The sequence below is a fragment of the Micromonospora sp. C31 genome, assembly GCF_018070575.1.
GTDB lineage: Bacteria > Actinomycetota > Actinomycetes > Mycobacteriales > Micromonosporaceae > Micromonospora.
Map to the genome: position 1 here is coordinate 179,530 of NZ_JAGPXN010000012.1, position 20,547 is coordinate 200,076.

The window sequence follows — 20,547 nt, forward strand, 5'->3', positions numbered from 1 at the left end:
CGATCCGCCGCCCGGCGGGCCACCCACCATGTGAGGAGAACCTGTGACCGGCACCGGCACGATCGCTGTCCACGGCGACGACGGGTTGAACCCGGGTGGAGCGGTGTCGCCGCCGATCATGCAGAGCGCCACCTTCAGCGCCGAGTCCGACGAGCAGTTCGCCGCCGTCGCCACCGAGACCCGCGGCCACGCCTTCTACACCCGCTACGGCAATCCCAACCACGCGCAGGTCGCCGCCGTGGTCGCCGAGTTGGAGGGTGCCGAGGCGGGCATGGTGACCGCCTCCGGGATGGGCGCGATCAGCACGATCGCCCTGGCCCTGCTCTCCGCCGGGGACCACGTCATCGTGCAGCGCAGCACGTACGGTGGCACGACGTCCCTGGTCACCGGCCTGCTGTCCCGCTTCGGCGTGGCCTTCACCCAGGTGGACCAGACCGACACCGCAGCCTTCGCCCGGGCGCTGCGCCCGCAGACCCGGCTGGTCCTGGTGGAGACGCCGAGCAACCCCCTGCTCGAACTGACCGACCTGGCCGCCGTCGTCGAGCTGGCGCACGCCAACGACGCGCTGGTCGCGGTCGACAACACCTTCGCCACCCCGGTCAACCAGCGGCCGGCGGACTTCGGCGCCGACCTGGTGTGGCACAGCGGGACGAAGTACCTCGGCGGGCACTCCGACGTCTCGGCCGGGGTGATCGTCGGCTCCGCCGACCTGGTCGACCGGGTCTGGCAGACCGCCATCGTCACCGGCAGCACCCTCGGCCCGATCGATGCCTGGCTGCTGCTGCGGGGCATCCGCACCCTGTCGCTGCGGGTGGACCGGCACAACGCCAACGCGCTGGCCCTGGCCCGGGCGGTCGAGGGCCACCCGGCGGTGCGGCAGGTCCGCTACCCGGGGCTGCCGACGCACCCCCAGCACGAGCTGGCCGGCCGGCAGATGACCGGCTTCGGCGGGGTGCTCAGCGTCGAGTTGCGCGACGGGCGCGCGGCGGCCGGGCTGCTCGACGGCCTCCGGCTGGCCAAGCGGGCGGCCAGCCTGGGCAGCGTCAGCACACTCGTGGTGCACCCGCGCTCGATGTGGGCCGGGATCGTGGACGCCGAGCAGTTGGCCGCCACGGGCATCGGCGAGGGCCTCGTCCGGGTCTCCACCGGCATCGAGGACACCGAGGACCTCGTCGCCGACTTCCTGGCGGCCCTCGACGCGGCGGCCCGGCCGGAGTAGCGCGTGCGGCCGGCCGCGCCGGTCAGCGGTCCGGGCTGCCGGCCGGCGCCATCACCCGCAGCGCGTTGGCGTCCAGGCCGATCCGGATCGGCGTACGGCCGCACAGCTCGCCGTCGACCTCGACGCGCGCCGGCCGGTCGGTCTCCAGCCACAGCTCCCCGACGGCGAGGAACGGCTCGTCGCCGACGGAGCGGCGGTGCCCGGTCGCCGCGTTGCGGGCGGTGTCGCGTAGCAGGCCACGCCGGTTCGCGCCGCCGACCGGGTACGCGACCAGCAGCCGGTCGTCGGCGTCGGCGTCCGCGGCGATCGGGCGGCCGGCGTGGAAGCCGCCGTTGGCGACGTACACCTGGTGGGTGACGAACTCGTGCCGGGCCTGCCCGGCGCGGACGGTGACGCGCAGCGGGCGGTGCCGGGCCAGCAGGGCCAGGGCGGTGAGCGGGTACGCCAGCCGGCCGGTGATCCGTTTCAGGCGCGGCGGCGTCCGGAGCATGATGTCGGCGGAGAGGCCGATGCCGACGTGGTTGGTGAACCGCATGTCGCCGGCGAGGCCGAGGTCGACGTCGATCACCGTGCCGCCGGCCAGCACGTCGACGGCACGGTCGAGCTCCAGCGGCACGCCGACGGTGCGCGCGAAGTTGTTGGTGGTGCCCAGCGGCAGCAGGCCGAGCGCCATGTCGCGGTGGGCCAGCAGCCGTGCGGCGGTGCTGAGGGTGCCGTCCCCGCCGCCGGCCACCAGCAGGTCCGGCCCGAGGTCGACGGCCGCGGCGAGGGCGCGTTCGAGCTGGCCGGGCTGGTCGACGGGATGGTCGCCGAGCAGGTGGAAGCCGGCCGCCGTCAGCCGCGCCCGGGCCTGTTCGTGCAGGTGGCGGCCTCGGCGGGAGCGGGCGTTGACGACGAGGACGGCCCGCCGGTCCCGCCGGATGGCCTCGCCCAGTTCCTGCTTCGTCCGCATGGGCCCCGACCCTATCGGCCGGCGTCTCGTGAGGGCGTCGAGGACGGGGCCCGACAGGTGCGACGCCGGGGCGGGAGCCCGAGCCTGCTATCCCGGCGCGGGCCCGGGGCGTGCAACGCCGGCAGCGGCTCCGGGCCGGGGATCGGCGGGCTGCCGGTGCCCCGGCGCGGCGACCGGCACCGGGCGGCGTACCGGCGGCCAGGCCGCCGGGATGCGTTCCAGGACCCCGCCGGCGAAGACGTCCCGCAGGCCGAGCGGCTTGAGGTGGACGTAACCGATGTGGCAGTCGCAGACCGCGTTGCCGCACGACCTCGGCCGCAGGGCCGAGCGCCACGACCCGTCGTAGAGGTTGCCGATCGGCTCGTCGATGAAGTGGCAGCGGCGCACCGTGCCGTCGCCGAGCACCGAGATCGCCGTCTCTCCCGCGTGGCACGGGCGGTCGAGCGACACGTGCGGTCGCACGCTGTAGCCGAACAGCGGATCCAGCCGCGTCCAGGTCGCCTCCTCGTCGGCGTCGTAGCGTCGTCCCTCGGCGGCGTTCACCCACAGGTAGACCTCGGCGGGCAGGGCGGCCCGCAACGCCCGCGCCTCGGCGAGGTGCTCCGGCAGGCCGACCACTCCGACGGAGTAGCGCACGCCCAGCCCGGTCAGCCGGGCGCAGCGGCGCAGGAAGCGGTCCCGGTCGACCTGACCGGGGTGGTAGGTGGCCCAGAGGGCGGCGGCGCCCGGGTCGGCGTCGGCCAGCCAGTCCACCCGGGCGGCGAGGTTGGTCTGGATGACCACCCGATCGACGTGCGGCAGGTGCGACAGTGACACCATCGCGTCGCGGTACCAGCCGCGGGTCAGCCCCTCGCCCCACGGGGTGAACAGCACCGACAGCCGTACGTCGGCGGTGGCCGCCACCCAGCCGGCGAACCGCTCCAGCGCCGCCCGGTCGGCGCGCAGCAGCTCCGGCGGGTCGTGCCGCTTGGCGAACGGGCAGTACGGGCAGTCGTAGTTGCAGCTCGCCAGGGGCCCCCGGTAGAGGATCGCCAGGCTCACCTCGGCACGTACCCGGTCATCGCGTCGCGTACCCGGGACGAGGTCAGCCACGGGCCGATCGCGTCGGACCGGGCCAACCCGGCCGGGGTCAGCCGCAGCCCACCGTCGTCGGCCCACCCCCGGTCGACCAGCCGGCCCAGCTCGGGAAAGTCGTCGCCCGGAAGCGCGCCGAAGCGGGCCCGGTAGGCTGCCGCGTCGACCCCCTCGGCGCGCAGCAGCGACTTGAGCAGCCACCGGCGGCGCTGCTCCGCGCCGTCCAGGGCGAACCCGAACTCGGCGTGGCGGAAGTCGTCGGCTGGGCGGGCCAGGTAGTCGTCGAGCACCGCGCGGACCTGCGACACCCCGACCGCGTAGTCGAACGAGTAGTGCAGCGACGTGGTGTAGGAGCGGGCGCCGCAGCCCAGGCCCACCATGCCGTCGTCCTGGCAGCAGTAGTCCGGCCCGTCCGGGATGGGCGCGTCGGCCCGGCGGAACTGCCGCATCGACTCCTGCCGGTAGCCGGCCGCCCCCAGCGTCGCCACCGCCTGCTCGTAGCGGGCGAGCCGCTGGGTGTCCCAGTCCGCGCGGCTGTGCGCCCGCCGCCCGAGCCCGGTCAGCGGGCGCACGTACAGCGGGTAGAGGTACAGCTCCTCCGGCCGCCACGCCAGGGCCGCGTCGAGGCTCTGCCGCCAGGTGCCGGCGCTCTGCCCGTCGATGCCGTAGATCAGGTCGATGTTGAGCACCGGGATCCGGGCGGCGCGGATCGCGGCCAGGGCCGCCTCCACCTCCGCGCGCCGCTGCGGCCGGCCGGCGGCGCGGGCCTCGGCGTCGAGGAAGCTCTGCACGCCGATGCTCACCCGGGTGGTGCCGTGCGCGGCGAGCACGGCGAGCCGCTCCGGCGTCGCGGTCGCCGGCGAGGTCTCCACCGACAGCGGTACGCCCGGCAGCCGGGCCCCCATCGCGGAGGCGACGGCGAACAGCTCGGTCAGCTCGTCGGCGGTCAGGTAGGTGGGGGTGCCGCCGCCGAGCGCCGCGCGGGCGTAGCCGGCGTCGTCGCCCAGCGCCTCGGCGACCCGGCCGGCCTGCCGGCGCAACTGCCGCAGGTACGCCGTGACCTGCTCGGCGGGCGGGTTGGCGCGGGTGAACAGGTTGCAGAACCCGCAGCGCATCTCGCAGAACGGCAGGTGCACGTAGAGGAAGAGCGCCTCGCGCGCCTCGGCCCGCCACACGTCCGCCAGCAGCGGGCGCGGGCGCAGCGGCCGGTAGGAGGTCTTGTGCGGGTACGCGTACAGGTACTGCTGGTACGGCGAGCCGTCGAGGCCCGTGTCGGTGCTGGTCACCATTCCCCCGGTCGCAGGACGAAGTGGGCGTACGGGACCGTCCACACCACGTCGTGGCCGATCCGGTGGCCGGTGTGGCCGTCCTCCCCGTAGGCGGTGCCGTGGTCGGAGCAGACGATCGCGAACACCGGCCTTCCGCGGCCGGTGAGCAGGGCGAACAGTCGGTCGAGCCGGCCGTCGACGTACTCCAGGGCGGCGGCGTGGCTGGCCAGGTCGTCGACCCGCGCCCCGGGCAGGTGGTGCCGGTTGGGCTGGTGCAGGGCGGCGACGTTGAGGAACGTGAACAGTGGCTGCCGCGCCGGCACCCGCGGCAGCACCTCGGCCAGCCGGTCGAGTTGGGCGTCCAGACAGGTGGGGGAGGTGACCCCGAACCCGGGCTCCCAGTGCGCCTCGGCGAACAGACCCGGCAGCACCGCCCCGAGCGGGCTGCGCCGGTTGAAGAACCCGACCCCGCCCAGGCAGAGCGTGTGGTAGCCGACGCCGGCGAGCGCCGTCGGCAGGTCGGGCGCGTCGAACACCCACGTGTCGGTGCCGGCGGTCTCGCTGCCGGGGAACGCCGCCGCGTACAGCCGCTCGTGCCGGCCCGGGGTGACCGGGGTGGGCAGGAAGCCGGCGAAGAACGCGTGGTGCGCGGCGTAGGTGAAGCTGGCGGGGGAGTGCCGGCGCTCCCACCGGCCGCCGGGCAACGCCCGCGCCAGGTGCGGCGTGCGCCCCCGCGCGGCCAGGTCGGCGGCGACGTCGTGGCGCAGCGTGTCGAGGGTGAGCAGGAGCAGGTCGTGGCTGCCGATCAGATCGCGCACGTGAGCCCCTGCCGCCCCGCCGCGCGGCGGCGCTCCCACCGGCCGTCGGTCAGGGCGCGCACCTGCTCGGCGTAGGTGTCCCGGCCGTCGGTGAGCACCCCCGGCAGCAGGTCGCCGAAGGCGTTGACCTCGGCCACCGCGTGGCGCCGCCAGCCGAGCAGGAACATCAGGTCGATCCCGACCTGGAGGCTGCGGGGGAAGCACCCGGCCACCCGCTCACAGGTGTCCATCGCCGCCGCCCACGCCGCCGGCCCGGCCGCCGCGCGCAGCTCGGCGAGGTCCCCGCGCGCGTTGCCCAGGTGCAGGTTGGTCAGCGGGCCACGGGCGGCGCGCACCACGGCGTGGGTGGGCCGCCCGGCGGCCGCCACCACCCGCAGGTCGACCACCCGGTCGCCGAGCCCCGCCTTGGGCAGCCACCGCTCCACGTGCAGGCCCTCCGCGGCGATCCGGTCGACGATCGCGGCGACCTCGGCCTCGTCGCTGTAGCGGCGCGGCCGCAGCGAGTTGAACAGCCCGTCCGGGGTCGCCTCGATCGTGGTCACCGCCTGCACCCGCCGCCCGGCCACGGCCAGCGCGACGACCCCGGCGGCCGACGAGCCGTGCGCGGGCTTGACGAAGACCCGGCTCCAGCGGGCCGTCGCCATCGCCGCCCGCAGCTGCGCCCACCCGTGCACGGGTGGCAGCGCGGCCGGCACCGGCACCCCGGCGGCGGACAGTCGCGCGTGACAGCGCCGCTTGTCGCACAGCACCGCGACGTCCGTCGGGTCGTTGAGCAGTTCCGCGCCGCCGGCGGCGACCCGGTCCAGGCCCCCCAGCAGCCCGGCGTACGTGTCGGCCAGGCCGACCAGCTCACCGTGCCGCGCCGGGGTGGCGCAGCGGCGCAGCAGCCGGTCCACCTCGGCGTCCTCGCCGGGCGAGTCGATCCGCACCAGCGCACCGGCCCCGGGCGGCGCCGCCCCGGTCAGCACGTCGGCCCACGGCAGCACCTCCGGTCGGGGCAGGCCGGCGGCGAGGACCGCCCGGGTGAACAGGTCGACCCGACGGTTGCCGGGGTTGCCGACGACGGTCAGGCGCATGTCACTCCGACACCGCCGTGTAGCGGTGGCTCTCTCCGTCGTACTCGTCGGGCTCCTGCGGGTCGGACACGTCGACCCGGACGCCCGGCAGCGCGGCGGGCACCGACGCGGCCATCTTTTCCGACAGATAGTGGTGGTGCAGGTCCAGCTCCGCCAGGTGGGTCAGCGACTGCCCGGCGAGCAGGCCCGCCGCGCCCCGGTCGCCGAGCGTGCCCATCGACAGGTCCAGGCGGCGCAGCCGGGGCACCACCGGCGCCGACGCCAGCGCCTCGGCGAGCTCGTCGGCGATCTCCGAGTTGCGCAGGCCGAGCCGGCGCAGCCCGGGGAACCGCTCACCGGCCAGCAGCGGGGCCAGGTCGGCGACCCGCGCGTCGCCGCCGTAGTCGGAGGTGCCGAGCCACAGCTCCAGGTCGCTCAGCGCGGACAGGTCGGAGTCGAGCACCGCGCCGACGAACGCCCGGGGCAGCCCGCCGCTCTCCACCGCCAGCTCCCGCAGTCGCGGGTGTCGCACCGGGGAGAACGCGAGGTCCTCGCCGCCGCGCACCCGCAGCACCTCCAGCGCCGGGTAAGCGGTCAGCAGCGGGCTGACGTCGCCCACCTTCATCCAGGAGACCTCGCACTCCTCGAAGGTGATGTCACCGAGGAAGAGGGCGCGCAGGGCCGGCAGGCGCGACGCCACGGCGCACAGCTGCGCGATCGGGGCGGGATGGAACGCCGCGTAGCCCCAGGAGCCGACGACCAGGGACTCCACCGACGGCCCGGCCTGCGCGACGAACCGGTCGAACGCGACCCGGAACTCCTCCGAGAGCTTGTGCTCCGTGGTGGTCTCGTCGAAGTGCCAGAGGGCGATCCGCCAGGAGACCGGACCGTCCACCGTGGGCAGCGGCCCGTCGGCGGGGACGTCCACCACCGGGCGGCCGGCGAAGTGACGCGTGTGCGAATCGAAGGTCAACGTCGCTCACTCCCCGACAGCGGTGTAGCGGTAGGGGGTGCCGTCGTACTCCTCGGCGGTCTGCGCGTCGGACAGGTCGACCTGTACGCCCGGCAGCGCGGCGGCCACCGACGCGGCCATCTCCTCCGACAGGTAGTGGTGGTGCAGGTCGAGCCGCGCCAGGTGGGTCAGCGGCTGGCCGGCCAGCAGCGCCTTCGCGCCCTCGTCGGTCAGCGTCCCCATCGACAGGTCGAGCGCCTCCAGCCGGGGGACGACCGGCGCGGTGGCGACGGCCGCCGCCACCGCGTCGGCGATCTCGGCGTTGCAGGCCGCGAGGTGACGCAGCGCCGGCAGGCCGACGCCGGCGAGCACCCCGGCCAGGTCCTCGACGCCCGCGTCGCCGCCGTAGTCGCTCCTGCCGAGCCACAGGTCCAGCCGGTGCAGGGCCGGCAGCTCACAGGCGCCGACGGCGCGGACCACCTCGGCCGGCAGCCCGCCGGACTCGAAGCGCAGCTCCCGCAGCCCGGCGTGGCGGATCGGCTCCAGCCGAAGGCCCTGCGCGCCGCGCACCCACAGCACCTCCAACGACGGGTAGGCCGCCAGCAGTGGGGTGATGTCGCCGTGGGCGAGCCAGGAGATCTCGCACTGCTCGTAGGTCAGGTCGGCCAGGAAGACCGCCCGCAGCCCGGTCCACTCCGCGGCGGCCTCGACCAGCGCCTCGACCGGCAGGGGCCGCTCGTAGGCCTCGCCCCACTCGCCGACCACCAGGGCGCGCACCGCGTCGGGCGGCACCTGCTCCCGCAGCGCCCGCACGAGACCGAGGAACTCCTCGGGCTCCGCGTCGTGCTCCTCGACCTCCAGCCGCCAGGCGACCGCCGACGGGTCGTCGGGAAGTGCCATTCCCGGGGTGAAGGGCACCACCGGTGATCCGACGAACGACGACACGTGCGAGCTGATCACGCCTACCTCCGGTCCGACTGGTGCAGCGGCGGCGCGACGGTAACAGGTCCGCCCGACAGGATGATCAGCGAACCGGTCGGGTGGCCCGGTCGGCGACGCGGCGGCCGGCGGCCGGGGCCGGTCGGCGACCGCTGCCGGGGGCCGCACGGGCTTGCGGCCCCACCCGGCGCTCGGTCACAGCCCGAAGAAGGCGAGGTAGGCGTCGATCTGGTGGGCGAGCATCGGCCCGCCCGGATGCGCCCGCAGGCCCCGGGCCCGTGCCTGGGCCAGCAGGACCGTCTCCGCCGGCGTCATGATGATGTCGGCGACCACGGCGCCCGCCGGCAGGTCGGCCACCGCGAACGGCGGCGGGTCGTCGGCGCGCAGCCCCAGGGGCGTGGCGTTGACCGCGAGGTCGGCGTCGGCCAGGCGCGGTCGCGCGGTCGCGTCGACCCGGCCGGGGTACGCGGCGGCCAGCCGCCGCCGCAGCGTCTCCAGCCGGCCCGGGTCGGTGTCGCTGAGGCGCAGTTCCGCCACGCCGGCGTCGAGCAGGGCCACCGCGATCGCGCTGCCCGCACCGCCCGCGCCCACCACGCACGCCCGGCGGTCCCGCGGGTGGTGTCCGGCCCCGGCCAGCCCGCGCACGAACCCGTCGCCGTCGAACGTGTCGGCGGTCCACGTCCCGTCGGGCTCGCGCCGCAGCGCGTTGGCGCTGCCGGCCAGGCGGGCACGGTCGCTGGCCCGGTCGGCGAGGTCGAGTACGGCGGCCTTGTGCGGCACGGTGACCAGCATCCCGTCCAGGTTGGCCACCCGTTGCAGCCCACGCACCACCTGCGTCAGGTCGGCCGGCGCCGCGTGGACCGGGACGAGCACGGCGTCGGTGCCGCGCCGGGCGAGCACCGGGTTGAGCAGCCCGGGGGCGCGCACCTGCGCGATCGGGTCGCCGAGCAGCGCGTACACCCTCGTGGCGCCGCCTATCTCGGTCATGGGGGCGTCTCCGCGGGGCAGGGGGGGGCGTCCGGCGCGGCCGGAGCGGGGCGGTGCCGACCCTACGCGACGTCGGCACCCGCTCCGACGCGGCGCTCAGCCGCTGGACGACGGCCGGCGGATCGCGTCGCGTCCGCGGTCGATGACCGCCAGCGCCGAGGTCCGGGCGCATCTGCTCCGGCGGACTGGTGATTTCGCCGATGCGCCGCCGTCGGCGCCGCCGAAGACTGACGCATGTCGATATGCCCCGTCCCGTAGGGAGTGCCCGACGTGTCATCACCAACCGTCACCGTCCGTTCCCGTCCCGCCACCCGCGTCGCCCGCCTGGTCCTGGCCGCCGTCCTGGCCGCGGTGGGCGCCCTGGCCGCGCCGCCGGCCGCCGCCCGGGCCGCCGCCAACCCGTACGAGCGCGGCCCCGCCCCGACCGTCGCCCTGCTGGAGGCCAGCCGTGGCCCGTTCGCCACCGCGTCGCAGAGCGTCTCCTCGCTCAGCGTCAGCGGCTTCGGCGGGGGCGTCATCTACTACCCGACCAGCACCGCCGAGGGGACCTTCGGTGCCGTCGCCATCTCGCCCGGCTACACGGCCGCCTGGTCCAGCATCAGCTGGCTCGGGCCGCGGATCGCCTCGCACGGCTTCGTCGTGATCGGCATCGAGACCAACAGCCGCTTCGACCAGCCCGCCAGCCGTGGCCGGCAGTTGCTCGCCGCGCTCGACTACCTGACGCAGCGCAGCTCGGTGCGCGGCCGGATCGACGCCGGCCGGCTCGCCGTCTCCGGCCACTCGATGGGTGGCGGCGGCAGTCTGGAGGCCGCCGTCTCCCGGCCGTCGTTGCAGGCCGCCGTGCCGCTGGCGCCGTGGAACCTGGACAAGACCTGGTCCGGCGTCCGGGTGCCCACGCTCATCATCGGTGGCGAGAACGACAGCGTCGCGCCGGTCTCGTCGCACTCGGAGCCGTTCTACAGCAGCATCCCGGCCTCGTCGGAGAAGGCGTACCTGGAGCTCAACGGGGCGAGCCACTTCTTCCCGCAGTCCGTGAACACGCCCACCGCCCGCCAGGCGGTGGCCTGGTTGAAGCGGTTCGTCGACGACGACACCCGCTACGAGCAGTTCCTCTGCCCCGGTCCGAGCGGCATCGCGATCGAGGAGTACCGCAACACCTGCCCGAGCGCCTGACGCCGTCCGGGGCGGCCGTCGTCCGCGGCCGCCCCGTGGCGCGTGGCTGCCGGGTCGGTGCAGAAACCGTCGGTCGCCGCCCGGCTCGGGCGGCGACCGACGAGCATGTGCGCCCGGGGTGTCGAAGGTATTGACGGCGCAGCTCAGAAACGTACACTCCCAGTGTAAATACTGGCGGCTGCCGGGGGGACGGGCGATGGAGCAAGGGCTCGCACTGCACCACATCGGGGTCCGCTTCGGCGGCCTCACCGCCCTCGACGACGTCTCGCTGCGGGTGCCGCCCGGCCGGGTGGTCGGCGTGATCGGTCCCAACGGGGCCGGCAAGACCACGCTGTTCAACGTCGTCTGCGGTTTCGTCCCGCCGGACGAGGGGTCGCTGACCCTCGACGGCCGCCCGTTGCGCCCCCGCCCGCACCGGCTGACCCGCCTCGGCGTCGCCCGCACGTTGCAGGGCACCGGGCTCTTCGCCGGGCTCACCGTGCTGGAGAACGTGATGACCGGGGCCACCCACACGGCCCGGGCGGGCTTCCTCGCCGCCCTGCTGGGCCTGCCCCGCAGCGACCGCGACGAGCGCCGGCTGCGCCGGCACGCCCTCGACGTCCTCGACTCCCTGGGCATCGCCGGGCACGCCGACGCCGCGCCGGGCACGCTGCCCTTCGCCGTACGCCAGCGGGTCGCCCTGGCGCGCGCGCTGGCCGCGCGTCCCCGGCTGCTGCTGCTCGACGAACCCGCCGGGGGCCTGGGCGGCGACGACATCGCCGAGCTGGCGGAGCTGATCAGGGGGCTGCCCCGACGCGACACCGACCCCTGCGCGGTGCTGCTGGTGGAGCACCACATGGACCTGGTGATGTCCGTCTGCGACGAGATCGTGGTGCTCGACTTCGGGCGGGTGATCGCCGCCGGCACCCCCGACGAGGTGCGCGACGACCCGGCGGTCGCCGACGCCTACCTCGGCGCCGCCGTCGACGAGGCCGCCGCATGAGCGGCGAGGGACTGCTCGAGGTGCGCGACCTGGTGGCCGGCTACGGCGGCGCGCCGGTGCTGCACGGGATCGACCTCACCGTCCCGCGGGGCGCCATCGCGGCCGTGGTCGGCGCCAACGGGGCCGGCAAGACCACCCTGCTGCGCGCCCTCTCCGGCATGCTGCGCCCGGCGGCCGGCCGGGTCGTGCTGGCCGGCGAGGACCTGCGCGGCGTCGCGGTGGAGCAGCTCGTTCGTCGCGGCATGGCCCACGTGCCCGAGGGCCGCGGGGTGGTCGGCGAGCTGACGGTCGACGAGAACCTGCGACTGGGCGGGCTGTGGCGGCGCGACCGGGCCGACGCCGCCCGCGCCCTCGACGAGGTCTACCAGCTGTTCGAGCCGCTGGCCCGGCGGCGGCGGCACCTCGGTCACCAGCTCTCCGGCGGCGAGCGGCAGATGCTCGCCCTCGGCCGGGCCCTCGTCGCCCGGCCCCGCCTGCTGCTGCTCGACGAGCCGTCACTCGGCCTGGCGCCGCGGGTGGTCGCCCAGACCATGGCCTTGCTGCGCCGGCTGCGCGACGGCACCGGGCTGACCGTCCTGCTGGTCGAGCAGAACGTGCGCAGCGCGCTTTCCGTCGCCGACCAGGGCGTGGTGATGTCCCTGGGGCGGATCGTCACCACCGCCCCTGCCGCCCGGCTGCGCGACGACGCCGACCTGCGGCACGCCTACCTCGGCTTCTGAACCCCTCGTCCCCGCAAGGGAGGACCGTTGGACCGCTTCGTCTTCCTCACCCTCGACGGACTGTCCAGGGGCGCGGTCCTCGCCGCGTTCGCCCTGGCACTGGTACTCATCTGGCGGGCGGCCCGGATCGTCAACTTCGCCCAGGGCGCGATGGCCGTCGCCACCGCCTACGTCGCCTACAGCGTGTCCGCCGCGACCGGTTCCTACTGGCTGGGTTTCCTGGCCGCGCTCGTCGCCGGGCTGCTCCTCGGCGCGGCGGTGGACCTGGTCGTCATGCGCTTCGTCGACCACGCCTCACCGCTCAACCCGGTGATCGTCGCGCTCGGGCTGGTGCTGCTGATCCAGGCCGTGCTCGGCATGGCGTACGGCAGCGAGTTCCTGCCCGCCGGGACCCCGTTCTCCCGCAACCCGCTGACCGTGGGCGGCGCCGCCGTCCTGTCGCCGTACGACCTGTTCGTCTTCGCGGCGGTCGCGGTGGTGGTCGTGGGGCTCGCCTGGACCTTCACCCGCACGGCGGTGGGCCTGCGGATGCGCGCGGCGGCGTTCGCCCCCGAGGTGTCCCGGCTGCTGGGCGTGAACGTCGGCGGCATGCTCACCCTCGGCTGGGCGCTCGCCTCCGGGGTGGGCGCGCTGGCCGGCATGCTGGTCATCCCCACCGAGTTGGGCCTGCACCCGCACGCGATGGACCTGGTCTTCGTCTCGGCGTTCACCGCGGCCGTGGTAGGTGGTCTGGACAGTCCACCGGGGGCGGTGGTCGGCGGCCTGGCGGTCGGCCTGTTGCTCTCCTACGTCAGCGGCTACGCCGGCAGCGACCTCACCCCGCTCGCGGTGCTGGTGCTGCTGCTCGCGGTGCTGCTGATCCGTCCCGGCGGGCTGTTCGCCCCGGTCGCGGCGAGGCGGGTGTGAGCGCCACCCGGGCGGCGACCCCGCCGCACACGAGCAGGCGAGCCGACGGGGCCGGTCCGGACGGGGCCCGGCGCGGCTCGACCCTGCGGCGTCACGCCGGCCTCGCGGTGATCGCCGCGCTGCTGCTGGTGGCCGCCAGCTACAACCTGGAGCCGTTCCGCAACTTCCAGCTCGCCACCGTGGCCGCCTACCTGTGCGCCACCGCCGGGCTGACCATCCTCACCGGCCTGAACGGGCAGCTCTCGCTGGGGCACGGCGCGCTGATGGCCACCGGCGCGTACACCGTCGCCCTGTGCCAGAACGCGTTCGCCGACGCCGGGATGACCGGCGGCTGGCTGCTTCCGGTCTCGCTGGGCGCGGCCGTCGTCGCCGCCCTCGCGGTGGGGGCCGTGGTCGGGGTCGCCGCCGCCCGCCTGCGCGGCCCGTATCTTGCCGGCGTCACCCTGGCCGTCGCGGTCGTGGTGCCGGCGTTGGCCGTCACCTTCGACGGGGTGTTCAACGGGGAACAGGGGCTGGCGGTGCCGGTCGAGCCCCCGCCGGCGTTCCTCGGCGTCTACTTCCCCTACGAGCGGTGGCAGCTCTGGGTCACCGCCGCGGCCACCCTGCTGGCCCTGGTGCTGCTGGCCAACCTCGTCCGCAGCCGGTACGGCCGCACCTTCCGGGCGGTCCGCGACGACGAGGTCGCCGCCCGCCTCGCCGGCATCCACGTCGCCCGCACCCAGGTCATCGCCTTCGTGGTCAGCGCGGCCGGCGCCGGGCTCGGCGGCGCCCTGCTCGCGGTCCTCGCGCAGAGCGTGTCGCCGGGGGCGTTCTCGCTGACGCTGTCGCTGTTCCTGCTGATGGCGGTCGTCGTCGGCGGGCTGGGCAGCCTCACCGGCGCGGCGTGGGGCGCCGTCCTGCTGGTCGCCCTGCCCGACCTGACGCACGCCGTCACCGAGCAGCTCACCCTGTCGCCGGCGGTCGCGCAGCGGGTCGAGGGCAACCTGCCGCTGGCGATCTTCGGGATCACCCTCGTCGTCGTCATGATCGCCGCTCCCGGCGGCGTGCAGGGCCTGCTGTCCCGGCTCGCCCGCGCCGTCTCCGCGCGTCGGCCGGGCCGACGGCGGCCCTGAGCGGGTCCCGACCCGCCGGGAGCCCGCACCCCGTCCCACCCACCCCATCCACCACCCCGCCAACCGGACCGAGGAAAGGTCGGTGTCTGACATGACACGAACGGCACGGCGCGGCCTCGCGCTCGCCACCGCCATCACCCTGCTCGCCACCTCCGTCGCCTGCACCGGGGACGACGGTGGCGGCGGCCGGGGAACGGTCCCCGGCGTCACCGACACCGAGATCGTGGTCGGCACGCACATGCCGCTCACCGGTCCGGCCTCCGCCGGCTACTCCAAGATCGCCCCGGCCACGAAGGCGTACTTCGACCACGTCAACGCCAACGGCGGCGTGCACGGCCGGAAGATCACCTACAAGATCATGGACGACGGCTACAACCCGGCGAACACGCAGCAGGTGGTCCGCCAGCTCGTGCTCCAGGACAAGGTCTTCGCGATCCTCAACGGGCTCGGCACGCCGACGCACACCGGCGTGCTCGACTTCCTCAAGAGCAACCGGGTGCCCGACCTCTTCGTCGCCTCCGGCAGCCGCAGCTGGGACCAGCCCGACCGCTACCCGGGCACCTTCGGCTTCAACCCCGACTACACGGTGGAGGGCAAGATCCTGGCCCACCACGTCAAGACCAGCCTGCCGGGGCGCAAGGTCTGCTTCCTCGGCCAGGACGACGACTTCGGCCGCGACAGCCTGGTCGGCGTGGAGCAGGTGCTCGGCGCCGACGCCGTGGCGGCGAAGCAGACGTACGTCACCAGCAACACCAACCTGGCACCGCAGCTCGGCGCGTTCAAGGCGGCCGGCTGCCAGGTGGTCGTCCTCGCCACCGTGCCCGGCTTCACCGCCCTGGCCGTCGGCACCGCCGCCCGGCTGAACTTCAAGCCGCAGTGGCTGGTCTCCAACGTCGGCGCCGACCACCCGACGCTGGCCAAGCAGCTCGGCGCCAACGCCGGGCTGCTGGAGGGCATGGTCGGCGCCAACTACCTGCCGATGCAGAACGACGCCGCCGACCCGTGGATCCAGCTCTTCACCAAGGTGAACAAGGAGCACAACGGCGACGCGCCGTTCGACGGCAACACCGTCTACGGCATGGCGGTCGGCTACCTCTTCGTGCAGGTGCTCCTGGCCGCCGGCAAGGACCTCACCCGCGAGGCGGTCACCGAGGCTGTCCGCAAGGGCGGCTACCAGGGGCCCGGGCTGGCCCCGCTGCGCTACTCCGACACCGACCACTCCGGCTACGGCGGGCAGCGGCTGACCCGGGTGAGCGGGGGGACGCAGACCTACTTCGGGCCCACGTACGAGACGGACGAGGGCGACGGGCCGGTACGCGAACACTCCGCCGCGCCGGTGGCGCCGCCGGCCAACGGGGTGCCGACGGCCTCCTGACCGGGCGGTTCCGACCAGCCCCGTAGCGGTGGGCCGGTGACCGTGGCGTGGCGCGTCGGCTTCCCGGCCCGCCCCGCCCGGTCAGGGTCAGCTCAGCCGCTCGATCACCACGGCCATGCCCTGGCCGCCGCCGACGCACATGGTCTCCAGCCCGATCTCCCGGTCGTGCCAGCGCAGCGGGTTGACCAGGGCGGTGGTGATCCGGGCGCCGGTCATGCCGAACGGGTGGCCCACCGCGATCGCGCCCCCGTTGACGTTGAGCCGCTCCCAGTCGACGCCCAGCTCCCAGTCGACGCCCAGCTCCCGGGCGCTGGGCAGCACCTGCGCGGCGAACGCCTCGTTGACCTCGACGAGGTCGACGTCGACGGACATGCCGGCCCGCCGCAGCGCCTGCCGGGGCGCCCCCACCGGCCCGAGCCCGGCGCGCACGACGGTGGCGGCGAGGTCGTCGGCGCGCAGGTCGCGCAGGGAGCCCTTGTGCGCGCGCCCGATGGGTGACCTGGCGGCGGCGGCGATGACGGCTTCGGGCATGACGGCGTCCTCTCCGAAGGATCAAACTATCTGCATCGACAGTGTGGTTTCGCTGATGCGCTGTCGATGGAATGTGACGTCTCCATCGGCGTTCCGTCGTTGACGAGGGTCGCCAGCGGCCCTACTGTCTGCATCGTGAATGCAGATTCAGGGCGACTCGTGGGCCGGGTCGCGCTCGTCACGGGCGCCAGTCGCGGCATCGGCCTGGCCGTCGCCCGCCGGCTCGTGGCCGAGGGCGCGCGCGTGGGGCTGACCGCGCGACACCCGCAGGCCCTGGCCGAGGCGGTCGAGGCGCTCGGCGGGCCCACCCACGCCGTCGCCGTCCCCGGCCGGGCCGACGACGCCGGGCACCGCCGGGCGGCGGTCGACGCCGTGACCGAGGCGTTCGGGCCGGTCGACGTGCTGGTCAACAACGTCGGGATCAATCCGGCGTACGGGCCGCTGGTCGACCTGGACCTGGCGGCGGCCCGCAAGATCCTCGACGTCAACCTGGTCGGCACGCTCGGCTGGGTGCAGCAGGTGGCCGCCGGAATGGGCGAGCGCGGCGGCTGCGTCGTCAACGTCTCCTCGATCGCCGGCCGCACCCCGTCGCCCGGCATCGCCTTCTACGGGGTGAGCAAGGCCGCCGTCGACCACCTCACCGCCTGCCTGGCCGTCGAACTCGCCCCGCAGGTCCGGGTCAACGCCGTCGCGCCGGCAGTGGTGAAGACCCGCTTCGCGGCGGCGCTGCACGAGGGTCGGGAGGAGGAGGTCGCCGGGGCGTACCCGCTGAAGCGCCTCGGGCTGCCGCGCGACGTGGCCGGCGCGGTCGCCTTCCTCGCCTCCGACGACGCGGCCTGGCTCACCGGGCAGACCCTCGTCCTCGACGGCGGGGTCAGCCTCGTCGGCCGGCCCGCCGGATGACCGCGTCGGACCTGGGCCGGTGCCGACCGGCCGCCGTGTCACCCGCCGCTAGACTCGGCGCGGCGGTGCGGGCGAGGTGACGGCGATGAGGAGGCGGGCGGCGATGGGCGGTGCCGAGGCGGCGGTCCGGGTCGACGGCCGGACCGCCCGGGCCGAACGCACCCGGGCGGCGATCGTCGAGGCGCACCTGGCGCTCATCTCCGAGGGTGACCTGCGGCCGACCGGCGAGCGCATCGCCGAGCGGGCCGGCATCTCGCTGCGGACGCTCTGGACCAACTTCAAGGACATGGAGACCCTGTTCGAGGCCAGCGGGGCGGAGCTGCTCCGGCAGCAGGACGCCGCCTTCCGGCCGATCTCGCCGGCGCTGCCGCTGGCCCGGCGGGTCGACGCGTACTGCCGGCAGCGGGCCCGGCTGCTCCAACTCGTCGCGCCGTCGGCCCGGGCCGCCCAGATGCGCGAGCCGGTCTCCGGGCAGCTGCGCCGCAACCGCCTCAAGCACATCGAGCGGGTCCGCGACGAGGTCGAGCACCTCTTCGCCGCCGAGCTGGAACAGGCCGGTCCGCAGCGGGGCCAGGTGGTCGACGCCCTGGTGGCCGCGAGCATGTGGCCCGCCTGGTCGATGCTGCGCGACGGGCTGGGGCTGGGCGTGGACCAGGCCCGCGCGGTGATGGCCCGAACCGTCGCCGCCCTGCTGGCCGACGTCGCGGTGCGCTGACGCGCGAGCGGGTACGCCGGTCTTTCCATCGGGCTACCGATAGGTAACACTCGATGCATGGTTACTGCATCGTCAGTGCAATTAACCGTGTTGCGTGGCCGGGCCGAGGAACGCGCCGCGATCCGACGCCTGCTGGGCGACCTGCCCACCGGCGGGGGCGCGCTGCTGATCGAGGGCGAGCCGGGATCCGGCCGGAGCACGCTCGTCGACTACGCACACCGGCACGCAGCGGGCTGCACCGTCCTGGCCGGCACCGGGCTCCCCGAGGAGGCCGGCCTGCCGTACGCCGGGCTGCAACGGCTGCTGGACCCGGTGCTGGACCGGGCCGGGGCGCTGCCGGAGCAGCAGCGGCGGGTGCTGCTGCGGGCGCTGGCCGGCGGGGGCTGCCCCGCCCACCGGTGCCTGGCGCTGTCCCTGGCCGTGCTCGGGCTGCTCGCCGCCGCCGCCCGGGACCGCCCGCTGCTGTGCACGATGGACGACGTGGACCGGGGCGACCAGCCCACCGCGGACGCGCTGGCGTTCGTCGCCCGCCGCCTGCACCGGTCGCGGGTGGCCGTCCTGCTCACCACCGCCGCGGACGTGCCGCTCGGCGGGATAGCCCGCCACCGGCTGCGCCCGCTCGACGACCGGGACAGCGTCGCCCTGCTCGTCGACCGGTCGGCCGGCCGTCCACCCGCGCCACCCGTGGCCGCCGCGCTCGGTGCGGCGGCCGGCGGCAACCCGCAGGCCCTGGTCGACCTGGCCGACGTGCTCACGCCGGGGCAGTGCCGCGGGGAGGAGCCCGTGCCCGAGACACCCCCGCCCGACGGCAGGCTGGGCCGCGCCTACCGCGCCCGGCTGGACCGGCTGCCCGCCGACACCCGCCACGTCCTGCTGCTCGCCGCGCTCGACGAGGACGGGGAACCCGGCACCCTGGTCCGGGCGGCCCGGGTCGCCGGCACGGCGGTCGAGGCGCTCGCACCGGCCGAACTCGCCGGCCTGGTCCGCGTCGATTCGCGCCGGGTCACGTTCCCGCAGCCCCTCGTCCGCACCGTGGTCCGGGCCGCCGCGCCGCTGGCCGAGCGCCGCGCGGCGCACCTGCTGCTCGCCGGCGTGCTGGACGGGACGAGGCACCGGCTGCGCCGGGCGGGGCACCTCGCCGCCGCGGCGCAGGGCCCCGACCCGGCCCTGGCCGACGAGCTGGAGCGGGCGGCGGCGGAGTGTGAACGCGCGGGAGCGGCGGCCTCGGCGGCACTGCACCGGGCCGCCGAACTCACCGACGATCCGCCACGCGCCGCCGCCCGGCTGGTGGCCGCCGCCCGGTACGCCTGGTCGGCCGGCCGGGGGCACCGGGCCCGGCTGCTGCTGGGCGAACTGCCCGCCGCCCTGGACGCCACGGTGGCGGGCCGGGCCGGCCTGCTGCGCGGGGAACTGGAGTTGCGCACCGGCCGGCCCCGGGCCGCACTCACCACGCTGCTGGCCGCCGCGGACACCCTGGCCGCCACGGGACGCGCACGGTCCGGCACGGGTGCCGAGGTGGCGGACGCCGATCGCGCGCTGGCCCTCGGGGCGTTGGTGCGGGCGGGGGAGGCCGCCTGCTTCGCCGGCGACCAGTACCGCTACGCCGAAATCGCGCGGCGGGCGGAGCTGCTACGCCGCCCCGACGACCCGCCCGCGACCGAGCTGCTGAGCGCCTACGTCGCGGGGACGGCGGCGACCCTGCGCGGCGACCACGAGCAGGCCGGCCCCGCCCTGCGCCGGACGGTCGTCCTCGGTGGACAGCTGGCCGGGGCGGCGCTGACCCCCGCGGCCCTGACCTGCGCCGCGGCGGCCGGGCTGCTGGTGGCCGTGGACGGCGCGGCGCACCGGCTCGCCGAGCGCGCCGTCGAGCTGGCCCGCGAGCGGGGCGAGGTGTCCGCCCTGCCACGCGCGTTGGAGCTGCGGGCCGCCGCCGAGTACTGGCTGGGCCGGCACCACGCCGCGGCGGACAGCTCCCGGGAGGGGCTGCGGATCGCCCGGGAGACCGGCCAGGAGAACTGGGCCGGCGTACACCTGGGGATGCTGGCGGTGCTGGCCGCCGTCCGGGCCGACCGCGACACCGCCCTGCGCCGGATCCGGGAGATGGGGGAGGACCCGGGCGCGCACAGCCGGCCCCGCGCCCTCGCGCAGTGGGCGCTGGCCGTGCTCGACCTGGTCGACAGCCGCCCGACCGCCGCCGCCGCGCGCCTGGCCGCGCTGGCCTGCCCGGGCACGGGCCGGGGGCAGGTGCTGGTCCTGGTGATGGCCACCCCGTACCTCGCGGAGGCGGCCGCCGCCGTCGCGGACCGGCCGGCGGCCGGCGCCGCCCTCGCCGTCTTCGACCGCTGGGCCAGCAGTACGGCGAGCCCGTCGCGCCGGGCCCTGTCCGCGCGCTGCCACGGGCTGCTCGCGCCCCGGGGCAGCGCCGAGGCGGAGCGTGAGTTCCGTACCGCCCTGCGGTTGCACCCGACGGACGCCGACGAGTTCGAGCGGGCCCGCACCGAGCTTCTCCTCGGCCGGGAACTGCGCCGCAGCCGCCGACCGCGCGCGGCCCGCGAGCACCTGCACGCCGCCCGGGAGGCGTTCACCCTGCTCGGGGCGGCCACCTGGGCGGAACAGGCCACCACCGAGCTGCGGGCGGCCGGGGAGTCGGTCGGCCCGCCGGAGGAGTCGGCGGCGCGACTGCTGACCGGTCAGCAGCTCCGGATCGCGCGACTGGTCGCCGAGGGCGCCACCAACCGGGAGATCGCCGCCCGGATGTTCCTGTCCACCCGCACCGTCGACCACCACCTGCGCAACATCTTCCACCGCCTCAACATCCGCTCCCGCACGGAGCTGGCCCGCGCCCTCTCCTGACCCCGCGCCCGCCC

At 75.8% G+C, this 20,547-nt stretch carries 18 protein-coding genes and 1 pseudogene; 10 read left to right on the plus strand and 9 right to left on the minus strand.

What is annotated here, in order from left to right; all coding sequences use genetic code 11:
- The first annotated feature begins 43 nt into the window (after positions 1 to 43).
- The gene (locus tag KBX06_RS17785; protein WP_210836245.1) at positions 44 to 1,219 is read left to right on the plus strand and encodes a PLP-dependent aspartate aminotransferase family protein; all 1,176 of its coding nucleotides are present in this window, start codon (positions 44 to 46) and stop codon (positions 1,217 to 1,219) included.
- 22 nt (positions 1,220 to 1,241) lie between these two features.
- Here KBX06_RS17785 and KBX06_RS17790 read toward each other — a convergent pair whose 3' ends face one another.
- The 8 genes from KBX06_RS17790 to KBX06_RS17825 form a co-directional block, all read right to left on the minus strand.
- Entirely contained in the window at positions 1,242 to 2,171 is a 930-nt protein-coding gene (locus KBX06_RS17790) for a diacylglycerol kinase family protein (protein ID WP_210836246.1), read from the minus strand.
- 87 nt (positions 2,172 to 2,258) lie between these two features.
- On the minus strand, positions 2,259 to 3,212 hold the full coding sequence (locus tag KBX06_RS17795) for an STM4011 family radical SAM protein (RefSeq protein ID WP_210836247.1): 954 nt from the start codon (positions 3,210 to 3,212) through the stop codon (positions 2,259 to 2,261).
- Complete coding sequence (locus KBX06_RS17800; protein WP_307854668.1) at positions 3,209 to 4,531, minus strand: STM4012 family radical SAM protein; 1,323 nt, start codon at positions 4,529 to 4,531, stop codon at positions 3,209 to 3,211. Before KBX06_RS17800 ends, KBX06_RS17795 begins: the two co-directional genes overlap by 4 nt.
- A complete protein-coding gene (locus KBX06_RS17805; RefSeq protein ID WP_210836249.1) occupies positions 4,528 to 5,331 on the minus strand; it encodes an STM4013/SEN3800 family hydrolase in 804 nt (267 codons plus the stop codon). The genes KBX06_RS17800 and KBX06_RS17805 overlap by 4 nt, the downstream gene beginning before the upstream one ends.
- Positions 5,319 to 6,407, minus strand: a complete 1,089-nt coding sequence (locus KBX06_RS17810) for an STM4014 family protein (protein ID WP_210836250.1) — start codon at positions 6,405 to 6,407, stop codon at positions 5,319 to 5,321. Before KBX06_RS17810 ends, KBX06_RS17805 begins: the two co-directional genes overlap by 13 nt.
- A 1-nt stretch (position 6,408) precedes the next feature.
- Entirely contained in the window at positions 6,409 to 7,359 is a 951-nt protein-coding gene (locus KBX06_RS17815; protein WP_210836252.1) for an STM4015 family protein, read from the minus strand.
- A 6-nt stretch (positions 7,360 to 7,365) separates the two neighbouring features.
- Positions 7,366 to 8,298, minus strand: coding sequence for an STM4015 family protein (locus KBX06_RS17820; RefSeq protein WP_210836253.1), 933 nt, complete (start codon positions 8,296 to 8,298; stop codon positions 7,366 to 7,368).
- 174 nt (positions 8,299 to 8,472) lie between these two features.
- Complete coding sequence (locus tag KBX06_RS17825; protein ID WP_210836254.1) at positions 8,473 to 9,264, minus strand: shikimate dehydrogenase; 792 nt, start codon at positions 9,262 to 9,264, stop codon at positions 8,473 to 8,475.
- Between the two features lie 270 nt (positions 9,265 to 9,534).
- Here KBX06_RS17825 and KBX06_RS17830 point away from each other — a divergent pair, with 270 nt between their 5' ends.
- The 6 genes from KBX06_RS17830 (at position 9,535) to KBX06_RS17855 (ending at position 15,531) form a co-directional block, all read left to right on the plus strand.
- Positions 9,535 to 10,437, plus strand: a complete 903-nt coding sequence (locus KBX06_RS17830) for an alpha/beta hydrolase (protein WP_210836255.1) — start codon at positions 9,535 to 9,537, stop codon at positions 10,435 to 10,437.
- Between the two features lie 196 nt (positions 10,438 to 10,633).
- Positions 10,634 to 11,419, plus strand: a complete 786-nt coding sequence (locus KBX06_RS17835) for an ABC transporter ATP-binding protein (RefSeq protein ID WP_210836256.1) — start codon at positions 10,634 to 10,636, stop codon at positions 11,417 to 11,419.
- Positions 11,416 to 12,138: an ABC transporter ATP-binding protein gene (locus tag KBX06_RS17840; protein ID WP_210836257.1), complete on the plus strand. Its 723-nt coding sequence runs from the start codon at positions 11,416 to 11,418 to the stop codon at positions 12,136 to 12,138. Before KBX06_RS17835 ends, KBX06_RS17840 begins: the two co-directional genes overlap by 4 nt.
- 27 nt (positions 12,139 to 12,165) lie before the next feature.
- The gene (locus KBX06_RS17845; RefSeq protein ID WP_210836259.1) at positions 12,166 to 13,044 is read left to right on the plus strand and encodes a branched-chain amino acid ABC transporter permease; all 879 of its coding nucleotides are present in this window, start codon (positions 12,166 to 12,168) and stop codon (positions 13,042 to 13,044) included.
- Positions 13,041 to 14,156: a branched-chain amino acid ABC transporter permease gene (locus KBX06_RS17850; protein WP_210836261.1), complete on the plus strand. Its 1,116-nt coding sequence runs from the start codon at positions 13,041 to 13,043 to the stop codon at positions 14,154 to 14,156. The genes KBX06_RS17845 and KBX06_RS17850 overlap by 4 nt, the downstream gene beginning before the upstream one ends.
- Before the next feature lie 91 nt (positions 14,157 to 14,247).
- On the plus strand, positions 14,248 to 15,531 hold the full coding sequence (locus tag KBX06_RS17855; protein ID WP_210836263.1) for an ABC transporter substrate-binding protein: 1,284 nt from the start codon (positions 14,248 to 14,250) through the stop codon (positions 15,529 to 15,531).
- A gap of 87 nt (positions 15,532 to 15,618) precedes the next feature.
- Here KBX06_RS17855 and KBX06_RS17860 read toward each other — a convergent pair.
- Positions 15,619 to 15,951: pseudogene (locus tag KBX06_RS17860) on the minus strand (acetyl-CoA C-acyltransferase); the annotation flags it as partial.
- A 246-nt stretch (positions 15,952 to 16,197) separates the two neighbouring features.
- Between KBX06_RS17860 and KBX06_RS17865 the strand changes: the two are divergent.
- The 3 genes from KBX06_RS17865 (at position 16,198) to KBX06_RS17875 (ending at position 20,533) form a co-directional block, all read left to right on the plus strand.
- Positions 16,198 to 16,965 carry an SDR family oxidoreductase gene (locus tag KBX06_RS17865; protein ID WP_307854669.1) on the plus strand — a complete coding sequence of 256 codons (768 nt, stop codon included), beginning with the start codon at positions 16,198 to 16,200 and terminating at the stop codon, positions 16,963 to 16,965.
- An 85-nt stretch (positions 16,966 to 17,050) separates the two neighbouring features.
- A complete protein-coding gene (locus KBX06_RS17870; RefSeq protein WP_247686128.1) occupies positions 17,051 to 17,680 on the plus strand; it encodes a TetR/AcrR family transcriptional regulator in 630 nt (209 codons plus the stop codon).
- 87 nt (positions 17,681 to 17,767) lie between these two features.
- Complete coding sequence (locus KBX06_RS17875) at positions 17,768 to 20,533, plus strand: LuxR C-terminal-related transcriptional regulator (RefSeq protein WP_307854670.1); 2,766 nt, start codon at positions 17,768 to 17,770, stop codon at positions 20,531 to 20,533.
- Positions 20,534 to 20,547: the final 14 nt, after the last annotated feature.

Coding starts and splice junctions, on each gene's coding strand:
- KBX06_RS17840 (WP_210836257.1), top strand. CDS start 11,416: ATGAGCGGCGAGGGACTGCTCGAGGTGCGCGACCTGGTGGCCGGCTAC.
- KBX06_RS17810 (WP_210836250.1), bottom strand. CDS start 6,407: ATGCGCCTGACCGTCGTCGGCAACCCCGGCAACCGTCGGGTCGACCTG.
- KBX06_RS17855 (WP_210836263.1), top strand. CDS start 14,248: ATGACACGAACGGCACGGCGCGGCCTCGCGCTCGCCACCGCCATCACC.
- KBX06_RS17870 (WP_247686128.1), top strand. CDS start 17,051: ATGAGGAGGCGGGCGGCGATGGGCGGTGCCGAGGCGGCGGTCCGGGTC.
- KBX06_RS17835 (WP_210836256.1), top strand. CDS start 10,634: ATGGAGCAAGGGCTCGCACTGCACCACATCGGGGTCCGCTTCGGCGGC.
- KBX06_RS17790 (WP_210836246.1), bottom strand. CDS start 2,171: ATGCGGACGAAGCAGGAACTGGGCGAGGCCATCCGGCGGGACCGGCGG.
- KBX06_RS17825 (WP_210836254.1), bottom strand. CDS start 9,264: ATGACCGAGATAGGCGGCGCCACGAGGGTGTACGCGCTGCTCGGCGAC.